The sequence below is a fragment of the Pradoshia sp. Z6_59 genome (genome assembly GCF_058267515.1).
In genome coordinates this window covers 59,792-77,290 of the sequence record NZ_JBZCPP010000008.1, presented here as the reverse complement: position 1 = coordinate 77,290, position 17,499 = coordinate 59,792, and the positions used below count along the sequence as shown (strand labels likewise).

Below are 17,499 nucleotides of genomic sequence, written 5' to 3'. Positions count from 1 at the left end.
GATGGTTAAAATTGCTCCATCCATATTATCAGCTGATTTTTCGAAATTGGGAGAGGAAATACGGGATGTAGAAAGAGGGGGAGCAGATTGGATTCATATCGATGTAATGGATGGTCATTTTGTTCCTAATATCACGATTGGTCCGCTTATTGTTGACTCTATACGTCCTATCACCAAATTAACGCTTGATGTTCATCTCATGATTGAAAATCCCGACCAATATATTGAAGCCTTTGCAAAGGCCGGTGCTGACTATATAACAGTTCATGCGGAAGCATGTACACACTTGCATCGTACGATTCAATTAATCAAATCCTATGGGGTAAAGGCAGGAGTAGTATTAAATCCAGCGACGTCACCTGCCGTATTGGAATATATTTTGGATGATCTTGATATGGTCCTCCTCATGTCAGTCAATCCTGGTTTTGGTGGACAAGCCTTTATTCCAAGTGTTCTTGATAAAATAGAGCAAGTAGATAAAATGATCAAAGAAAAAGGCTTATCTATAGAAATAGAGATTGATGGCGGTGTTAATGAGGAAACTGCCAAGTTATGCATTGAAAAAGGTGCAACAGTTCTAGTGGCCGGATCGGCTATATATAATAAGGAAGATAGAAAGAAAGCAATTGCAGCCATCCGTGGTGAATGATTTTCTTATTGGTTAGTAAAGCCGTTTATTTATGGCCTACAAATGATTCTAAGCCTATTAGCCAGGTCAGTGTAAGTATAAAAGTAGTGAGCAGATTTTGGATCTCAAGGGTATTCAGATCTGGTATCTGAATTAGTAAAGAATCATATAATAAAAAAGTAAAGGGTTGTCCATTCACTAAAAGAGGATAACCCTTTTTTTGTGAAAATAAGTAAAGGAGCTGACGTTATGGAAATAAATATCGTCGCCGGCGGACCTGACATATATATTCCAGATTTAAGGAAGTTAAATAGCAAAGAGATGATTTGGGTTGGTGTTGATCGGGGCTCGCTACAAATTTTAGAGGCGGGTATTCATCTGCATAGTGTGTTTGGTGATTTTGATTCAATCTCTAAGGATGAGCTCAAACGTGTACGGAAGCATAGTGAACATTTTTATGAGTATCCTCCTGAAAAAGATGCTACAGACCTGGAATTAGCTCTTGAATGGGCTTATAAGCAAGCACCGGATAGAATCACGATTTATGGGGCTACGGGCGGCAGAATGGACCATACATTGGCGAATATTATGATGCTGGCAGAGGATAAGCATATGAAAGCAGGGATTCCTACAAGAATAGTGGATCGTAACAATGAAATCACACTTTTTAAACCCGGTTCCTATGTGTTGGATGAGACTAAGTTTAAATACATATCGTTTATACCAATAACCGAAGAAATAGAGGGGATAACCCTTGTAAACTTTAAATATCCATTATCAAATGTCACTCTTTATCGTGGCCGGACAATATCTGTTAGCAATGAATTAAATTTTAAAACTGGTACTTTTTCGTTTTTGAAAGGCATATTATTGGTGATAAGAAGCACAGATTAATTTATGTGTTGGAATTTTTACTATATAAATGAAAAATGAATAATGAGAACCGGGCAGAGCTAAGGAGGGACACAATGAAATTTTATACAATTAAATTGCCCCGCTTTTTAGGAGGAATCGTCAAGGCGATGTTGGGAGCTTTTAAGAAAGGATAATTAAATATGCACCCTGTAAAAGGGTGTTTTTCTTATGTTTAATTTAAATCTTTATAAAAATTTCATGCCTTACGCTTAGTCCTGGAAAATATAAAATTTTTCCTCAAGTGGTTTTATTTTTATAAAAATATTCAAGAACACAAGACTAAACAGGGTTTATAATGGGAAAAATAAACAAGCATCCTTTAAAAGGATGCTTGTTTTCGTTTATTATACGCGTTCAACTTTACCAGATTTTAACGCTCTTGTAGAAACGTATACTCTTTTCGGTTTTCCGTTAACAAGAATACGAACTTTTTGAACGTTAGCTTTCCATGTACGTTTGTTAGCGTTCATGGCATGAGAACGATGGTTTCCGGAAGTTGTTTTTCTGCCGGTAATAACACATTTGCGTGACATAGCCCAATTCCCTCCTTACTGCCTATATTAATCATTTCTTTTTTAGTCGGTCTCTTCAAAAGATACTTTAATAATTTAACATACCTATCGCTATAATGCAATACAATTGAAAGGGTCTTTCAAGAAAAAAACCTTGACATACTATTTTATCTTTGATTAATTGGAAAAGGATAAAGGCTTTCCATTCAAAAGTGATTATAGTAAAATGGATTCTAGCTATGGTTACTATAAAGGGGGAACAAACATGTCCATTGAAATGAGTACAAAATACGGACAAATAGATATTTCTAATGATGTATTAGCAATCATTGCTGGTGGAGCAGCCGTAGATTGTTACGGGATCGTCGGTATGGCTTCAAAACATCAGATTAAAGACGGAATAAGTGAAATACTGCGTAAAGAGAACTTTTCCAAAGGAGTCGTAGTCAGACAGGTTGAAGATGAATTACATATCGATATGTATATCATTGTAAGCTACGGAACAAAAATATCCGAAATAGCTCATAATGTTCAATCTAAGGTTAAATATACATTAAGCCAAACTGTTGGACTTTCGGTAGAATCCGTTAATATCTATGTTCAAGGGGTTCGTGTTACGAATCCGTAATTTAAGGAGGAAATTTGAGTGGCTATAACATCTATTGACGGCAAAAGATTCGCCGAAATGGTCATACAGGGTGCGAACAGGCTGTCTGCCAACGCTAAATTAGTTGATTCATTAAACGTATTTCCTGTGCCTGATGGGGATACAGGAACAAATATGAATCTTTCCATGACATCAGGTGCTAAAGAAGTGAAAAATAATGTACAGGACCATATTGGTAAGGTTGGTTCTTCTTTAGCTAAAGGATTGTTGATGGGAGCGCGTGGAAACTCAGGCGTTATTTTATCCCAATTATTCAGGGGATTTGCAAAAAACATTGAACCAAAAGCAACCATTGATGGTAAGGAATTTGCCTTGGCATTTGAAGCTGGTGTAGAAACTGCCTACAAAGCGGTTATGAAACCTGTTGAAGGAACAATCCTGACGGTTGCAAGAGAAGCTTCCAAAGCAGGCCTTGCGGCTTCTGAAACGGAAACAAATATCATTGCAATAATGGAAGCTATTTTGAAAGAGGCTAAAGCTTCATTAAAACGTACTCCTGATTTATTGCCAGTGCTTAAAGAAGTAGGCGTAGTAGATAGTGGCGGTCAGGGATTAGTTTTCGTTTATGAAGGATTTCTGGCTGAATTGAAAGGTGAAAAGCTTGCTGAAACACCTGAATCCATGCCTAAAATGGATGAGCTTGTAAAGGCAGAGCATCATATCAATGTTCAGGGACATATGAAAACAGAAGATATCGAATTTGGATATTGCACAGAGTTCATGGTCCGTTTTGAACCTGAAAAGATTGCTGAGAATCCTTTCAATGAAGAGCAGTTCAGAAATGACTTAAGCCAATACGGTGATTCCCTGCTTGTCATTGCAGATGAGGATATCGTAAAAGTCCATGTGCATGCAGAAAATCCAGGGAACTGTTTAAATTACGCTCAACAATACGGCAGCTTGATTAAAATCAAAATTGAGAATATGCGTGAACAGCATTCAACGATCTTAAACGAAACTGCGAATGACTTACGAGAAGCTGCACCTGTAAAAATGGAGAAGAAAGATTTTGGTGTAGTGGCGATTGCTATGGGTGAAGGGATTGCTGATTTGTTCAGAAGCATCGGTGCAGATGTGGTGATTGAAGGCGGACAAACTATGAACCCTTCAACTGAAGATATCGTAAAAGCAATTGAATCTGTTAATGCAGATCATGTATACATCCTTCCAAATAATAAAAATATTATTATGGCAGCTGAACAGGCTTCCGATGTAATGGAAAAGGCTGTTACCGTAATTCCTAGTAAGACGATTCCTCAAGGGTTAACTGCCTTGCTATCCTTTAATCCTGCTGCATCAGCGAGCGAGAATGAAGGTATAATGAAGGACGCTCTAGAGAGTGTCGTAACAGGACAAGTTACGTTTGCGGTACGTGACACAAACATTGAAGGGCTTGAAATCGAGAAAAACGACTATATGGGCCTAATTGATGGTAAGATTAAAGTGAAAAATAAGGATAGAGTGGAAGCGGCTAAACAAGTGCTTGAAAACATTCTGGATGATGCTGAAATCTTAACGATTCTTTATGGTGAAGAGAGCTCACAGGATGAAGTTGACCGTCTAGTTCAATACTGCGCGGATAGCTACCCAGAAGTAGAAGTTGAAGTGCATAACGGAAAACAGCCATTGTACTCCTATATTTTTGCTGCTGAATAAAAAGCATATATAGATCATCACATTAATAGAAGGGGGATACCCCTTCTATTTCAGTATGTAAAGATTTTTTAATTTTTACTGGGAGAGGGTAAGAAATGAAATATAAAAGTGGATTTGATATAATCGGCCCAATCATGGTTGGCCCTTCCAGTTCTCATACGGCTGGGGCTGCACGAATAGGACGGGTGGCGAGAAGCCTGTTTAATAGACAGCCTAAATGGGCCATTATTTCATTTTATGGTTCATTTGCTAAAACGTACAAGGGACATGGAACAGATGTCGCCATTGTGGCTGGGTTATTAGATTACGATACTTCGGATACACGCCTTATTCAATCTCTTGACATAGCAAAAGAGCAGAACATAGAAATTACCTTTGTAGAAGAAGATGCTGTAACAGATCATCCAAATACAGCCAGAATTAGAATGGGTGATGATGCCGGAGAAATGGAATTAGTCGGCATTTCTATTGGCGGTGGAAAAATAGAAATACTTGAACTGAATGGGTTTGAATTACGCTTATCAGGCCATCACCCGGCCATTTTAGTTGTACACGACGATCGTTTCGGAGCTATAGCAAGTGTTTCTAATATCCTGGCCAAGCATGAGATTAATATTGGTCATATGGAAGTATCGCGAAAAGATGTAGGGAAAATGGCTCTAATGACAATAGAGGTCGATCAAAATATCGGTGATGATATAGTAGAGGAAATTTCATTGCTGAATCATGTAACACAAGTTACAAAAGTTTCAGATTAAAAGCAGACTACCCTTTATTAGGAGGTTACTGTATGTTTCGCAATGTTGCCGAATTAGTTGAACTTGCTGAAAGTAAAGGTGAGAAGATATTTGACATGATTCAGCAGGAAATGAAGTGCATCGTACTATCAAAGGAAACGCTTATCAAGCAGATGGATCAAATTCCGGCTGTTTTGGAACAAACTATCGAAAGAGGATGGGATGGCATTCGTTCTCATTCAGGGTTTAACATCCTATGTGAAGAAAGAATTGAAGCAATGGATAACATCGGGCAAACGATACCGGTTGCATTGCGTAAAACAGCTCAAGGTGGATTAGCTGCTACACTAACGGGCAAAGAATTGAATGAAAAAATACTTAGAACATCAAAGGATAAATAATGAGTAGACTAAATGATTTATCAGTAGATACAGTAAAGGGGATAGGACCTGAATCCGCTCTGCAGCTTAATAACCTTGGCATCTATACAGTTGCGGATTTGCTTGAATATTTTCCGTATCGCTATGAAGATTTTCGAATTAAAGATATCGTGGAAGCAGCCCATGATGAACGTCTAACGATTGAGGGTGTTATTCAATCAGCCCCTAATTTAACCTATTTCGGACGAAAAAAATCCCGCTTAAATGTTAAGCTTTTAACGGGACGCCACATTATTACGGTTACATTCTTCAATCAACCCTATATGAAAAACAAATTAAAACTGAATGAAACGATAACGGTAACAGGTAAATGGGATAAAAACCGCTTAACCCTGACGGCATCTGAATATAAACTCGGTTCAGAGGCGAGGGAGCAGGAATTTGAACCAGTTTATCATACAAAAGGTGATATCTCTGTCAAATCACTGCGTAAATGGATTAAAAATGCGTATCTTGCCCATAGAGAGGATCTTGTAGAAATTCTACCTGAACACTATCTTACCCAATATAAATTACCGGAAAGAGGCCTTGCCTTACGTTACTTGCATTTTCCTCAAAACGCTGCTGAAGTAAAGCATGCACACAGGAGATTTGTCTACGAGGAATTTTTATTGTTTCAAATTAAAATGCAAGCCCTTAGGAAAGTTAAAAGGGAAAATTCAAACGGACAATCTCATATGTACGATAATACGAAATTGAAGAAGTTTATTGCTTCTCTACCATTTGAGCTGACAGATGCACAAAAAAAGGTCGTAAATGAAATTGCGCAGGATTTACGGTCTCCTTATCGAATGAATCGACTGCTCCAGGGGGATGTTGGTTCTGGAAAAACGGTAGTGGCAGCAATCCTTCTTTACGCTGTAGTAACTGCTGGTTATCAGGGCGCTTTAATGGTACCGACTGAAATTTTGGCGGAGCAGCATGCCAATTCCCTGTTTGAACTCCTGCAGCCCTTTGGTGTAAATGTAGCTCTTCTTACATCGAGTGTGAAGGGAAAACGCCGGCGAGAAATGATGGAGATGCTTGAACAAGGTGAAATCGATATATTAATAGGAACACATGCTTTAATACAAAAGGATGTTAATTTCACAAACCTAGGCCTTGTCATTACAGATGAACAACATCGTTTTGGTGTGGAGCAACGTCGTGTATTGAGGGAAAAAGGGGAGAGCCCCGATGTATTATTCATGACCGCTACGCCTATTCCAAGAACTCTTGCGATAACGGTATTTGGTGAAATGGATGTATCAATCATTGATCAAATGCCATCCGGAAGGAAAAAAATAGAAACGTATTGGGCCAAGCATAATATGTTAGACAGAATTCTAGCATTTATGAGCAAGGAATTGGACAATGGACGGCAGGCATATGTGATTTGTCCTCTGATTGAGGAATCAGAAAAGCTGGATTTGCAAAATGTATTGGATGTTCATACCGCTATGACGCAGTATTTTAGTCCGAAATATTCTGTTGGGCTTATGCATGGTAAGCTTCATTCAGATGAAAAGGATGAAATCATGCGCGGTTTCGGAAATAATGACATTCAAGTGCTCGTATCAACGACCGTTGTGGAAGTTGGTGTGAATGTACCCAATGCTACTGTGATGGTGATTTATGATGCTGAAAGATTTGGTTTGTCGCAGCTTCATCAATTAAGAGGACGTGTAGGTCGGGGCGCAGATCAATCCTATTGTATCTTAATTGCAGATCCAAAAACAGAGGTTGGAATTGAACGATTGAATGCAATGTGCGATACAACTGATGGTTTCGCATTGAGTGAGAAGGATCTGGAATTACGAGGACCTGGGGACTTTTTTGGCAGAAAGCAGAGTGGCGTACCTGAATTTAAGATAGCAGACATGGTACATGACTACCGTGCGCTTGAAACGGCCAGGAAGGATGCCGAAGAGTTAATTTCAGGAAAAGAATTCTGGACTGACGAAAAGTATAAATACCTAAGAGATTATCTGGCTGGCTCTGGAGTTCTTGAGGGAGAGAAATTAGATTGATTGACAGGTTGCGTGATAACCCGAAAAATTCTTGCAATCTGGTTTTCTAAATTATATACTACTATTAGTACCTAGTCATAACACTTCGGAAGGTGAAGTTTTTGAAAAGAAACAAGAAGGATAGACAAGCTATATTAAAGGATATGATACAGGATAATCCTTTTATTACCGATGAGGAACTGGCTGAACAATTAAAGGTTAGTATCCAAACGATTCGCCTGGATCGCCTCGAGCTATCCATCCCGGAATTGAGAGAACGAATAAAGTCTGTCGCTGAGAAAAGAATGACAGACGAGATTAAATCTTTACCTGTTGATGAAATAATCGGGGATATTATTGATCTTGATTTAGATAACAGTGCTATTTCCTTGTTGGATATAAAACCTGAACATGTATTTAAAAGAAATAAAATAGCCAGAGGGCATCATTTATTCGCACAAGCCAATTCACTGGCAGTTGCGGTAACGAATGAGGAACTGGCATTAACAGCAAAAGCTGCCATCCACTTCACAAAATCTGTGTATGAAGGCGATCGTGTAATTGCCAAAGCAAAGGTTATTGAAGTGGATAACGATAAAGGAAGATCCCTGATTACTGTGCATAGCTATGTAGGTAAGGAGCTTGTATTTAAAGGGGAGTTTTCCATGTACCGAACGACTACAGAGAAAAAGGATGAACAAGAATGAAAATTGCATTAGATGCTATGGGTGGAGACCACGGACCAAAAGAGTCTGTGAAAGGCGCAGAAAAAGCGATTAAATCTTTCCCGGAACTAGAAATTATGCTTATTGGCGATGAAGCTGAAATTAGAAAGCATTTAACTTCAGATGAACGGATAACCATTATCCATACGAATGAGGTTATAACGGGTGATGATGAACCAGTAAGAGCCGTGCGAAGAAAGAAAAATGCTTCCATGGTGCTTGCTGCTCAATATGTTAAAGATGGACAGGCCGATGCGTGCATCTCAGCAGGAAATACGGGAGCTCTAATGGCCGCAGGTCTCTTTGTGGTTGGAAGAATTGATGGAATTGATCGACCTGCACTTAGCCCGACATTACCGACAATTGATGGAAAGGGATTTGTTCTGTTGGATGTGGGAGCCAATGCTGATGCGAAGCCAGAGCATCTATACCAATATGGCTTGATGGGGTCTGTTTATGCTGAGAAGGTCCGCAATATTGAAAAACCGCGTGTAGGTTTATTGAATATTGGTACCGAGGATAAAAAAGGGAATGAGCTTACCAAGCAGGCATTTGCTTTATTGAAGGATGCGGACTTTAATTTTATCGGTAATGTAGAAGCTCGGGATTTGTTAAATGGAGTAGCTGATGTTGTCGTAACCGACGGGTTTACCGGAAACATGGTTTTAAAAACAACTGAAGGTACGGCTTCTGCTTTATTTAAAATGTTAAAAGAAGCAATGATGGTCGATTTAAAGAGCAAACTGGCCGCAGCTGTTTTAAAGCCAGGTTTTAAAGAGCTGAAAAATAAGCTGGATTACTCTGAATACGGCGGTGCAGGTCTATTTGGATTAAAAGCACCTGTCATTAAAGCGCATGGTTCCTCAGATGCCAATGCATTCTATAATGCCATTCGTCAGGCGAAAATTATGGTCGAACATCATGTTGCAGAAACAATTCATGAGGCAATAAAATAAACGAAGAAAAAAGGGAACGAAATGTAAGGGGACGAATAGTTAGGGGGATATGATGACTAAATTTGCTTTTATTTTTCCGGGTCAGGGCTCACAAACTGTAGGTATGGGAAAAGATGCTTACGACAATTATCAAAATGTGAAAAAACTCTTTTTAAAAGCAGATGAATGCTTGGCTGAAGAGTTCAGTATGCTTATTTTCGAAGGACCGCAAGAGAAATTGACACGTACATACAATGCTCAGCCGAGTCTGTTAATTACAAGTTTAGCGCTTCTTAGCGTATTTCGTGAAATGTCCGATTTAAAACCTGATTATATGGCAGGCCACAGCCTAGGTGAATATACGGCTTATGCTGCAGCTGGGTCCATTCAATACGAGGATGCGGTAAAACTCGTACGAAATCGAGGCTTATATATGGAGCAGGCTGTTCCATCTGGGATAGGCACGATGAGTGCTGTTCTTGGTATGGATGAGTCAAGTCTAGAAGAAGTAACGAAAACGATAACGAATCAAGGTGATCCTGTACAATTAGCAAACTTAAATTCCCCAGGCCAAATTATTATCTCTGGAACAATGGATGGGGTAAGATTGGCAGGAGAGCTTGCAAAGGAAAAAGGAGCAAAGAGAGTGCTTCCCCTGGAAGTCAGCGGTCCTTTTCACTCTTCGTTGATGAAACCCGCAGCGAGTAAGCTTGCGGATACACTCAATACAATAGAAATTAGGACTCCTGATTATCCAATCATATCGAACTATACGGGAACCATGGCTGGAACTGGCGAAGAAATAAAAGACAGTCTGGTCAAACAGCTGTATTCTCCAGTGAAATGGCAGCAATCGGTTGAGTATATGATTCATGAAGGTGTGACAACCTTTATCGAATTTGGTCCTGGGACTGTTCTTTCAGGCCTGGTTAAGAAAATCAACCGCGGTGTTAAAGTATACTCAGTCAAAGATATTGAATCATGTAAAAATGTGGTCAGTTCACTTGATGCGGAGGTTAAAGCAAATGGGTAAATTGGATGGGAAAATTGCGCTTGTGACGGGCGCATCTAGAGGGATCGGTCGTGCCATTGCTATTGCTCTGGCAAAAGAAGGGGCTTCAGTTGCTGTTAATTATGCCGGGAACAGCGAAAAAGCTGAAAATGTTGTTAAAGAAATAACGGAGATAGGCAGAGAAGCAATATCCATCCAAGGTGATGTGACAAATGCGGAGTCTGTTACTGATATGGTGAAAATTGTCACAGAAAAATTCGGCAAGATTGATATTTTAATAAATAATGCTGGTATCACACGTGACAATTTGTTGGTCCGTATGAAAGAAGATGATTGGGATTCTGTCATCAATACAAACTTAAAAGGTGTTTTCCTTTGTACAAAAGCTGTATCCAGGCAAATGATGAAGCAAAGGCAGGGACGGATTATTAATATTTCGTCTGTGGTGGGTGTAAGCGGAAATGCCGGTCAGGCCAATTATGTAGCTGCTAAATCTGGAGTCATAGGGTTAACCAAAACATCGGCTAAAGAATTGGCAACACGCGGAATAACCGTAAATGCGATTGCCCCTGGATTTATTGAGACTGATATGACAAATGCATTAAATGAAGATTTGGGAGAGCAAATGCTTAAGCAAATACCGCTGGGACGATTTGGGAAGCCGGAAGATGTGGCTAAAACAGCTGTTTTCCTGGCTGCGGAAGATTCCGGATATATTACAGGCCAAACGATTCATGTCGATGGCGGAATGGTTATGTAATAACTCATGATTGAATATGTCGATTAACCCTTGTACAATATACTAGATGCAACGCTTGAAGGGAGGTGAAGTTGTGTCAGACGTATTAGAAAAAGTATCTAAAATTATCGTAGATCGCCTTGGTGTAGATGAATCCGAAGTAACACTTGAAGCTTCTTTTAAAGATGATCTTGGTGCTGATTCCCTTGATGTTGTGGAATTGGTTATGGAACTTGAAGATGAATTCGGTATGGAAATTTCAGATGATGATGCTGAAAAAATTTCAACAGTTGGCGATGCTGTGAACTACATAAAAAGCCAAAACTAATTAGTTCCTATGAAAAGCTCCGTATAAATACGGGGCTTTTCATGCTATTATAATAAAAGCCTGTATATATCAAAGAATACCGTTATCAATTTGCACCTTTTCCATTTCTTTGGATTTATATATACTAAAATGTGAGAAACTTTTTAGTCAGATTAGCAGGGGGTCAATATGCAGAAAAGTAAAAGAAAGATAAACAATGATGCAGATTTTATTGCATTTCAGGATCGGCTTGGTGTTTCGTTTGAAAACATCAATTTATTAAAACAAGCATTTACACATTCATCCTATGTGAATGAGCATCGTCGCAAGCCATATGAAGATAATGAGCGATTGGAATTTTTGGGGGATGCGGTATTGGAATTGACTGTATCACAATTTTTATACAAAAAATTCAATACGATGAGTGAAGGAGAATTGACAAAGCTCAGAGCAGCGATCGTGTGTGAGCCTTCTCTTGTTAAGTTCGCCACTGAATATTCCTTTGGTCCTTTAATATTACTTGGAAAAGGGGAAGAAATGACTGGAGGAAGGGAACGTCCAGCTCTTTTGGCAGATGTCTTTGAGGCTTTTATCGGGGCATTATACTTAGACCAGGGGTTAGATGTCGTAATTGAATTCCTTAAAAAATCAGTCTACCCAAAAATCGATAACGGTGCTTTTTCTCATGTGATGGATTTTAAGAGCCAGTTACAGGAATTGGTTCAGAAAGACGGAATTGGTACATTGGAGTACAAAATTCTTAATGAAAAAGGTCCTGCACACAACAGAGAATTTATCGCCAGAGTATCCTTGAATGGGAAGGAATTTGGCGCAGGTAAGGGCAAATCGAAAAAAGAAGCAGAACAACATGCTGCGCAGCAAGCACTGATGCACTTGCAGAAAAGCAGTAAATAAATGATTAAAAGGCAGTTGGGTACCATGTCAGAAGATAAACAATTGTTTTTGAAACGATTGGATATAGTAGGTTTCAAATCTTTTGCTGAACGTATTTCCGTTGAATTTGTTTCGGGCGTAACTGCTGTAGTAGGTCCGAATGGAAGCGGAAAAAGCAATATCACAGATTCAATCCGTTGGGTGTTGGGTGAACAATCTGCAAAATCGTTGAGGGGCTCTAAAATGGAGGATATAATATTCGCTGGAAGTGACTCCAGAAAAGCTCTTAACTTTGCAGAGGTTACCCTTACATTAAATAATGAAAGTCAGTTCCTTCCGATTGATTTCCATGAAGTTAGTGTCACAAGAAGGGTGACCCGTTCTGGTGACAGTGACTTTTTCATTAATAAAAAACCATGTCGACTGAAAGACATCGTTGATTTATTCATGGATTCAGGACTCGGGAAGGAAGCTTTTTCGATCATTAGCCAAGGGAAAGTAGAAGAGATTTTAAGCAGTAAAGCGGAGGAACGCCGCACCATATTTGAAGAAGCGGCTGGTGTATTAAAATATAAAACCAGGAAGAAGAAAGCGGAGGTTAAGCTTGAGGAAACCAGGGCTAACCTGAACCGTGTTCATGATATTCTACATGAACTGGAGGGACAGGTGGAACCCCTCAAGATACAGGCATCCATTGCCCGCGATTATCTTCAGCAAAAAGAGGAACTTGAGGAATTTGAAGCTGCCTTGCTTGTATATGAAATTGAAGTCCTTCACAAAAAATGGACTGCACTATCAAAGCAGCTTGAAGAGCATCAAGTAAAGGATTCTGAATTCAGTTTATTAATTCAGAAAAAGGAATCCACAGTAGAGGCGACCCGCTTACAATTGACAGAGCTGGATAATCGTATTCAGTCCTTACAGTCTACTTTGTTATCTGTCAGTGAAGAACTTGAAAAGGTAGAAGGCCGTAAACAAGTTTTAATTGAACGAATGAAGAATGCAAGCCAAAACAAGCAGCATTTAGAAAAAAGCCTGCAAAACTGGAGAGATAAATTAATTCAGGTCTCACGTATCCGAGATGAAAAAGTGGGTACATTGCATCTTCTTCAGGCAGAAACGAAAAACTTTAAACAAAAATTACAGGAAAAGCAAAATTTGCTTAGTAACTTTGCTGGAGACCTGGAGGCTAAAATAGATGCTCTGAAAAGTGAATATATTGAACAGTTAAACCAGCAGGCTGCGGCAAAACATGAGCTGACCTATTTAGAACAGCAATTAAGCCAACAGCAAAGTAAGCATGCAAAATTAGACCTTGATAATGGCAAATTATTATCCTCTAGGGAACAGGTGACGGCTCGTTTGAAAGAAACGGAAATCCGCCTCCATGCTGTCCAGCAGGATCTTGAAAACCAGATTTACCGTTATCGTGAACTACAGCATTCGCATGAAAATTTAAAAACCCAATATGAAAAACAGGAAAAAACTCTTTATCAGGCATATCAGTATTTGCAAAAAGCAAAATCTAGAAAAGAGATGCTTGAAGAGATGGAAGAGGATTACTCCGGGTTTTTCCAGGGTGTAAAAGAAATCCTTAAAGAAAAGAATAAAAAATTACATGGAATTGAAGGCGCTATTGCAGAATTACTTAATGTGCCGAAGGATTATGCGGTTGCCATTGAGACGGCCCTGGGTGGAGCTCTGCAAAATATCGTCGTGGAAGAAGAACATCATGCCCGTACAGCGATTGCTTTCTTAAAACGAAATCGACTTGGAAGAGCTACGTTCTTGCCTTTATCCACAATAAAAGGTAAGTCTGTTCCTTCACAGGTTTTACAGACTGCTGGGTCTCATCAGGCTTTTATTGGGCTTGCTGCTGATCTTGTTCAGTATGATGAGAAGTATAAAGAAGTTATGACGAGTCTTTTGGGCAATGTTTTTATTGTTCAGGATTTGGTCGGAGCTAATGAAATCGCAAAGCTTACAGGATATCGATATAGAATTGTTACCCTTGAAGGGGACATTGTCAGTCCAGGTGGAGCCATGACAGGTGGAGCGAACAGACAATCAGGTTCATCTATTCTTTCGCGTAAGGGAGAAAAAGAGGAGCTTGTTGAGAAAATCGCGCAAATGGACGAGCAGACAGCCAAGCTGGAGGCTCATGTAAAGAAAATCAAAGCAGATTTAGCTGATTCTGAGAAACAAGTCACCCGTCTTCGTGAAGCTGGTGAAACGCTTCGTTTAAATGAAGAATCCATTAAAGGACAAATAAGAGAGCTGCAGCTTGAGGAACGAAATGTCAATGAACGATTAACGATTTATGATATGGAAAAATCGTCACTTGATGAAGAACGTCATATGAAAGAAAGTCGTATAAAGGAATTGCTAAACAGTCTCGCCTCCTATGAACAATCCATTAAACAAATGGATGCTGATATTAGCAGGTATACCGAGCAAAAGCAGATGGATCAATCGAGCAAGGATTCTCTCGTAGAGGAATTGAATGAATTAAAGATTCAATTAGCATCAAAAACCGAACAGCTTCAGCATCAGCAGAATGAAGTAGAGCGTTTGACATCAGAATTAAATGAGGTTAAACAAAACATTCGTGAAAATGAAGAAGATCTTTCCCTGTTAAATGGTGAAATGTCATCAAGCTCCACAGGTGAAACCAATCTGGAACAAACTGCAGCAGAGAAGCTGGAACAAAAGGAACAAGCGGTTCGTGAAATTGAAGCTTCACGAGCAAAGCGACAGGAATTATTAGAGCTTGTTGAAGAAAATGAATTGGAACTAAAAGAGTGGAAACGCCAGCATAGAGGGTTATCAGAAACATTAAAAGACGAAGAAATCAAACTCAATCGTTTAGATGTGGAAATGGATACTCGTTTGGATACGCTTCGGGAGGAATATACACTCACCTTTGAAGCAGCTAAAGAACAATACCCACTTACGGTTGAACCTGAAGAAGCGAAACGTAAAGTGAAATTAATCAAGCTTTCTATCGAAGAGCTTGGCACAGTGAATATTGGTGCGATTGAAGAATATGATCGCGTTTCAGAGCGTTATGAATTTTTAACAGCTCAAAGAGATGATTTGCAGGAAGCAAAAGATACATTATTTGATGTGATTGAGGAAATGGATGAAGAAATGAAGCGCCGTTTCGAGATTACCTTCAATGCGATTAAAAAAGAATTTAATCTGGTGTTCCCTTCACTGTTTGGTGGAGGTCGAGCAGAGCTCAAGTTAACAGATCCAGAGGACATACTAAATACCGGTGTGGATATCATTGCACAGCCTCCTGGTAAAAAGCTGCAAAATCTCAGTTTATTATCAGGTGGAGAACGTGCACTAACAGCCATCGCTCTCTTGTTCGCTATTCTGCGCGTAAGACCGGTTCCGTTTTGTATATTGGATGAAGTGGAAGCGGCGCTTGATGAAGCGAACGTGTACCGTTTCAGCCAATACTTAAAGCAATTTAGTAAAGAGACGCAATTTATCGTAATCACGCACCGCAAGGGAACAATGGAAGAAGCGGACGTCCTGTATGGTGTTACTATGCAGGAATCAGGAGTTTCGAAGCTGGTTTCTGTCCGGTTAGAGGAATCAAAAGAATTAATTGAATCAACTTAAAGGTGGTAAATACATGAGTTTTTTTAAGAAGCTAAAAGAAAAATTTAGTGAACAAACAACTAGTACATCTGAAAAGTTCAAACAGGGATTGACTAAAACAAGAAATTCATTTTCTGAAAAGGTCAATGATTTAGTTGCCCGCTACAGAGAAGTAGATGAAGACTTCTTTGAAGAGCTTGAAGATGTGATGATCCAGGCGGATATTGGTGTTGAAACCGTGATGGAATTGATTGATAAGCTGAAATTTGAAGTGAAACGCCGCAATATAAAAGATACAAAAGATGTGAGAAGCGTTATTTCTGAGAAGCTTGTTGAAATTTATCAGGCTGGTGAGGAGAAATCCAGTGCTGTAAACATCCAGGACGATCAACTGACAGTTATCTTGTTTGTTGGTGTGAATGGTGTGGGTAAAACGACAACGATTGGAAAGCTTGCTCATAAATATAAGAGTGAGGGTAAAAAGGTCCTTTTGGCAGCAGGAGATACTTTCCGTGCCGGTGCCATTGAACAATTAGAAGTATGGGGTAACCGGGTTGGTGTAGAGGTCATTAAACAGGGAGCAGGTTCAGATCCAGCTGCTGTTATGTTTGATGCTGTACAGGCTGCAAAATCACGTAAAGCCGATATCCTTCTATGTGACACAGCGGGAAGGCTTCAAAACAAGGTTAACCTTATGAAAGAGCTTGAAAAGGTTAAGAAGGTTATTGAACGTGAAGTACCGGGTGCGCCACATGAAGTGTTGCTGGTTCTCGATGCCACAACTGGACAGAATGCGTTAATACAAACCAAAACATTTAAGGAAGCAACAGATGTTTCCGGGATTGTATTAACAAAGCTAGATGGAACAGCGAAAGGCGGTATTGTCATCGCCATTCGCAATGAGCTCGGCATTCCAGTTAAATTTGCTGGCCTTGGTGAGCAAATGGATGATTTGCAGGAATTCGATGCAGAACAATTTGTATATGGATTATTTGCTGAGTTAGTAGATGAAGCAGAAGAGTAAACCATTATTTTGAAGGGAAGAGCCAGTGTTGATCACGGGCTCCTTTTTCTTTTATGGAGCCTATGACGTAATTTTAGAGGATTTTTAGGTAGGGAGAATCGTTCGAGATATGACAGTTGGGAACGCAGGAGCAAAGGATAGAAGAAATTTAACGATGGGTGCCACATTAGAGATTAACCTAACTTTTAAAATAATAAATACTTCGCTTTTCTACATGTAATTTTAAAATTGAAATATGGCAGTAAACCATTGGTAACACAAGCTTTAGCTCTTCAGATAAGGGTTCTTGACATTCTTTGATTTTCCGATTAAACTTGTATATTGTAAAGGTATTTCACTTAACAGAGTTGGAGGGTCAGTAATGCTCGAGAAAACAATGCGGATGAATTACCTATATGACTTCTATCAATCATTGCTGACACCAAAGCAAAAAAGTTATATGTCTCTTTATTATCTGGACGATTATTCCCTGGGTGAAATTGCCGATGAATATGAGGTGAGCCGCCAGGCCGTTTATGATAATATTAAGCGAACAGAAGCGATGCTTGAAGAATACGAGGCTAAGCTTTTACTGTTTTATAAATCACAGGAACGCAGCCTTTTGCTCAATAAGTTAGGAAGTTTAACAGAACAGATGAATGAACATGATGTTAAAGAACAACTGATTGAGATTATAGCATCTCTTGAAAAGTTAGATTAGGAGGCGGC

At 39.4% G+C, this 17,499-nt stretch carries 18 protein-coding genes; 17 read left to right on the top strand and 1 reads right to left on the bottom strand.

Translation table 11 applies throughout. The features are described from left to right. Nucleotide 1: 1 nt before the first annotated feature. From rpe to spoVM, 3 genes are all read left to right on the top strand, one after another. Nucleotides 2-649 (top strand): ribulose-phosphate 3-epimerase, encoded by a 648-nt coding sequence (rpe, locus tag AC4D4B_RS10320; RefSeq protein WP_490995926.1) that lies wholly within the window; start codon nucleotides 2-4, stop codon nucleotides 647-649. A gap of 228 nt (nucleotides 650-877) precedes the next feature. Then, on the top strand, nucleotides 878-1,522 hold the full coding sequence (locus tag AC4D4B_RS10315) for a thiamine diphosphokinase (RefSeq protein ID WP_490999874.1): 645 nt from the start codon (nucleotides 878-880) through the stop codon (nucleotides 1,520-1,522). 74 nt (nucleotides 1,523-1,596) lie between these two features. Beyond that, the gene (spoVM, locus tag AC4D4B_RS10310; protein ID WP_049671465.1) at nucleotides 1,597-1,677 is read left to right on the top strand and encodes a stage V sporulation protein SpoVM; all 81 of its coding nucleotides are present in this window, start codon (nucleotides 1,597-1,599) and stop codon (nucleotides 1,675-1,677) included. A 210-nt stretch (nucleotides 1,678-1,887) separates the two neighbouring features. Here the strand turns inward: spoVM and rpmB are convergent, their stop codons facing one another. After that, nucleotides 1,888-2,076: a 50S ribosomal protein L28 gene (rpmB, locus tag AC4D4B_RS10305; protein ID WP_066100570.1), complete on the bottom strand. Its 189-nt coding sequence runs from the start codon at nucleotides 2,074-2,076 to the stop codon at nucleotides 1,888-1,890. Nucleotides 2,077-2,320: 244 nt separating this feature from the next. Between rpmB and AC4D4B_RS10300 the strand changes: the two genes are divergently transcribed. From AC4D4B_RS10300 to AC4D4B_RS10235, 14 genes are all read left to right on the top strand, one after another. Then, nucleotides 2,321-2,683: an Asp23/Gls24 family envelope stress response protein gene (locus AC4D4B_RS10300; RefSeq protein ID WP_490995924.1), complete on the top strand. Its 363-nt coding sequence runs from the start codon at nucleotides 2,321-2,323 to the stop codon at nucleotides 2,681-2,683. A gap of 18 nt (nucleotides 2,684-2,701) precedes the next feature. Next, the gene (locus tag AC4D4B_RS10295) at nucleotides 2,702-4,378 is read left to right on the top strand and encodes a DAK2 domain-containing protein (protein WP_490995923.1); all 1,677 of its coding nucleotides are present in this window, start codon (nucleotides 2,702-2,704) and stop codon (nucleotides 4,376-4,378) included. A 95-nt stretch (nucleotides 4,379-4,473) separates the two neighbouring features. Then, a complete protein-coding gene (gene sdaAB / locus AC4D4B_RS10290) occupies nucleotides 4,474-5,136 on the top strand; it encodes an L-serine ammonia-lyase, iron-sulfur-dependent subunit beta (RefSeq protein WP_490995922.1) in 663 nt (220 codons plus the stop codon). Nucleotides 5,137-5,168: 32 nt separating this feature from the next. Continuing rightward, nucleotides 5,169-5,516 carry a hypothetical protein gene (locus tag AC4D4B_RS10285; RefSeq protein WP_490999873.1) on the top strand — a complete coding sequence of 116 codons (348 nt, stop codon included), beginning with the start codon at nucleotides 5,169-5,171 and terminating at the stop codon, nucleotides 5,514-5,516. Then, nucleotides 5,516-7,564 (top strand): ATP-dependent DNA helicase RecG, encoded by a 2,049-nt coding sequence (gene recG / locus AC4D4B_RS10280; RefSeq protein WP_490999872.1) that lies wholly within the window; start codon nucleotides 5,516-5,518, stop codon nucleotides 7,562-7,564. Before AC4D4B_RS10285 ends, recG begins: the two co-directional genes overlap by 1 nt. A 101-nt stretch (nucleotides 7,565-7,665) precedes the next feature. Continuing rightward, entirely contained in the window at nucleotides 7,666-8,250 is a 585-nt protein-coding gene (gene fapR, locus AC4D4B_RS10275; protein ID WP_066100552.1) for a transcription factor FapR, read from the top strand. After that, on the top strand, nucleotides 8,247-9,224 hold the full coding sequence (plsX, locus tag AC4D4B_RS10270) for a phosphate acyltransferase PlsX (RefSeq protein ID WP_490995919.1): 978 nt from the start codon (nucleotides 8,247-8,249) through the stop codon (nucleotides 9,222-9,224). The genes fapR and plsX overlap by 4 nt, the downstream gene beginning before the upstream one ends. A 52-nt stretch (nucleotides 9,225-9,276) precedes the next feature. Beyond that, nucleotides 9,277-10,236, top strand: a complete 960-nt coding sequence (gene fabD / locus AC4D4B_RS10265) for an ACP S-malonyltransferase (RefSeq protein ID WP_490999871.1) — start codon at nucleotides 9,277-9,279, stop codon at nucleotides 10,234-10,236. Next, entirely contained in the window at nucleotides 10,229-10,975 is a 747-nt protein-coding gene (gene fabG, locus AC4D4B_RS10260; protein ID WP_490999870.1) for a 3-oxoacyl-[acyl-carrier-protein] reductase, read from the top strand. Before fabD ends, fabG begins: the two co-directional genes overlap by 8 nt. A 73-nt stretch (nucleotides 10,976-11,048) precedes the next feature. Further along, nucleotides 11,049-11,282, top strand: coding sequence for an acyl carrier protein (locus AC4D4B_RS10255; RefSeq protein WP_066100531.1), 234 nt, complete (start codon nucleotides 11,049-11,051; stop codon nucleotides 11,280-11,282). A 168-nt stretch (nucleotides 11,283-11,450) separates the two neighbouring features. Then, nucleotides 11,451-12,176 carry a ribonuclease III gene (gene rnc / locus AC4D4B_RS10250; RefSeq protein ID WP_066100529.1) on the top strand — a complete coding sequence of 242 codons (726 nt, stop codon included), beginning with the start codon at nucleotides 11,451-11,453 and terminating at the stop codon, nucleotides 12,174-12,176. Nucleotides 12,177-12,218: 42 nt separating this feature from the next. Continuing rightward, nucleotides 12,219-15,788: a chromosome segregation protein SMC gene (gene smc / locus AC4D4B_RS10245; protein ID WP_490996026.1), complete on the top strand. Its 3,570-nt coding sequence runs from the start codon at nucleotides 12,219-12,221 to the stop codon at nucleotides 15,786-15,788. Between the two features lie 13 nt (nucleotides 15,789-15,801). After that, nucleotides 15,802-16,791 carry a signal recognition particle-docking protein FtsY gene (ftsY, locus tag AC4D4B_RS10240; RefSeq protein ID WP_490999869.1) on the top strand — a complete coding sequence of 330 codons (990 nt, stop codon included), beginning with the start codon at nucleotides 15,802-15,804 and terminating at the stop codon, nucleotides 16,789-16,791. Nucleotides 16,792-17,152: 361 nt separating this feature from the next. Further along, nucleotides 17,153-17,491 (top strand): putative DNA-binding protein, encoded by a 339-nt coding sequence (locus tag AC4D4B_RS10235; protein ID WP_490995915.1) that lies wholly within the window; start codon nucleotides 17,153-17,155, stop codon nucleotides 17,489-17,491. The last annotated feature ends 8 nt before the right edge of the window (nucleotides 17,492-17,499 follow it).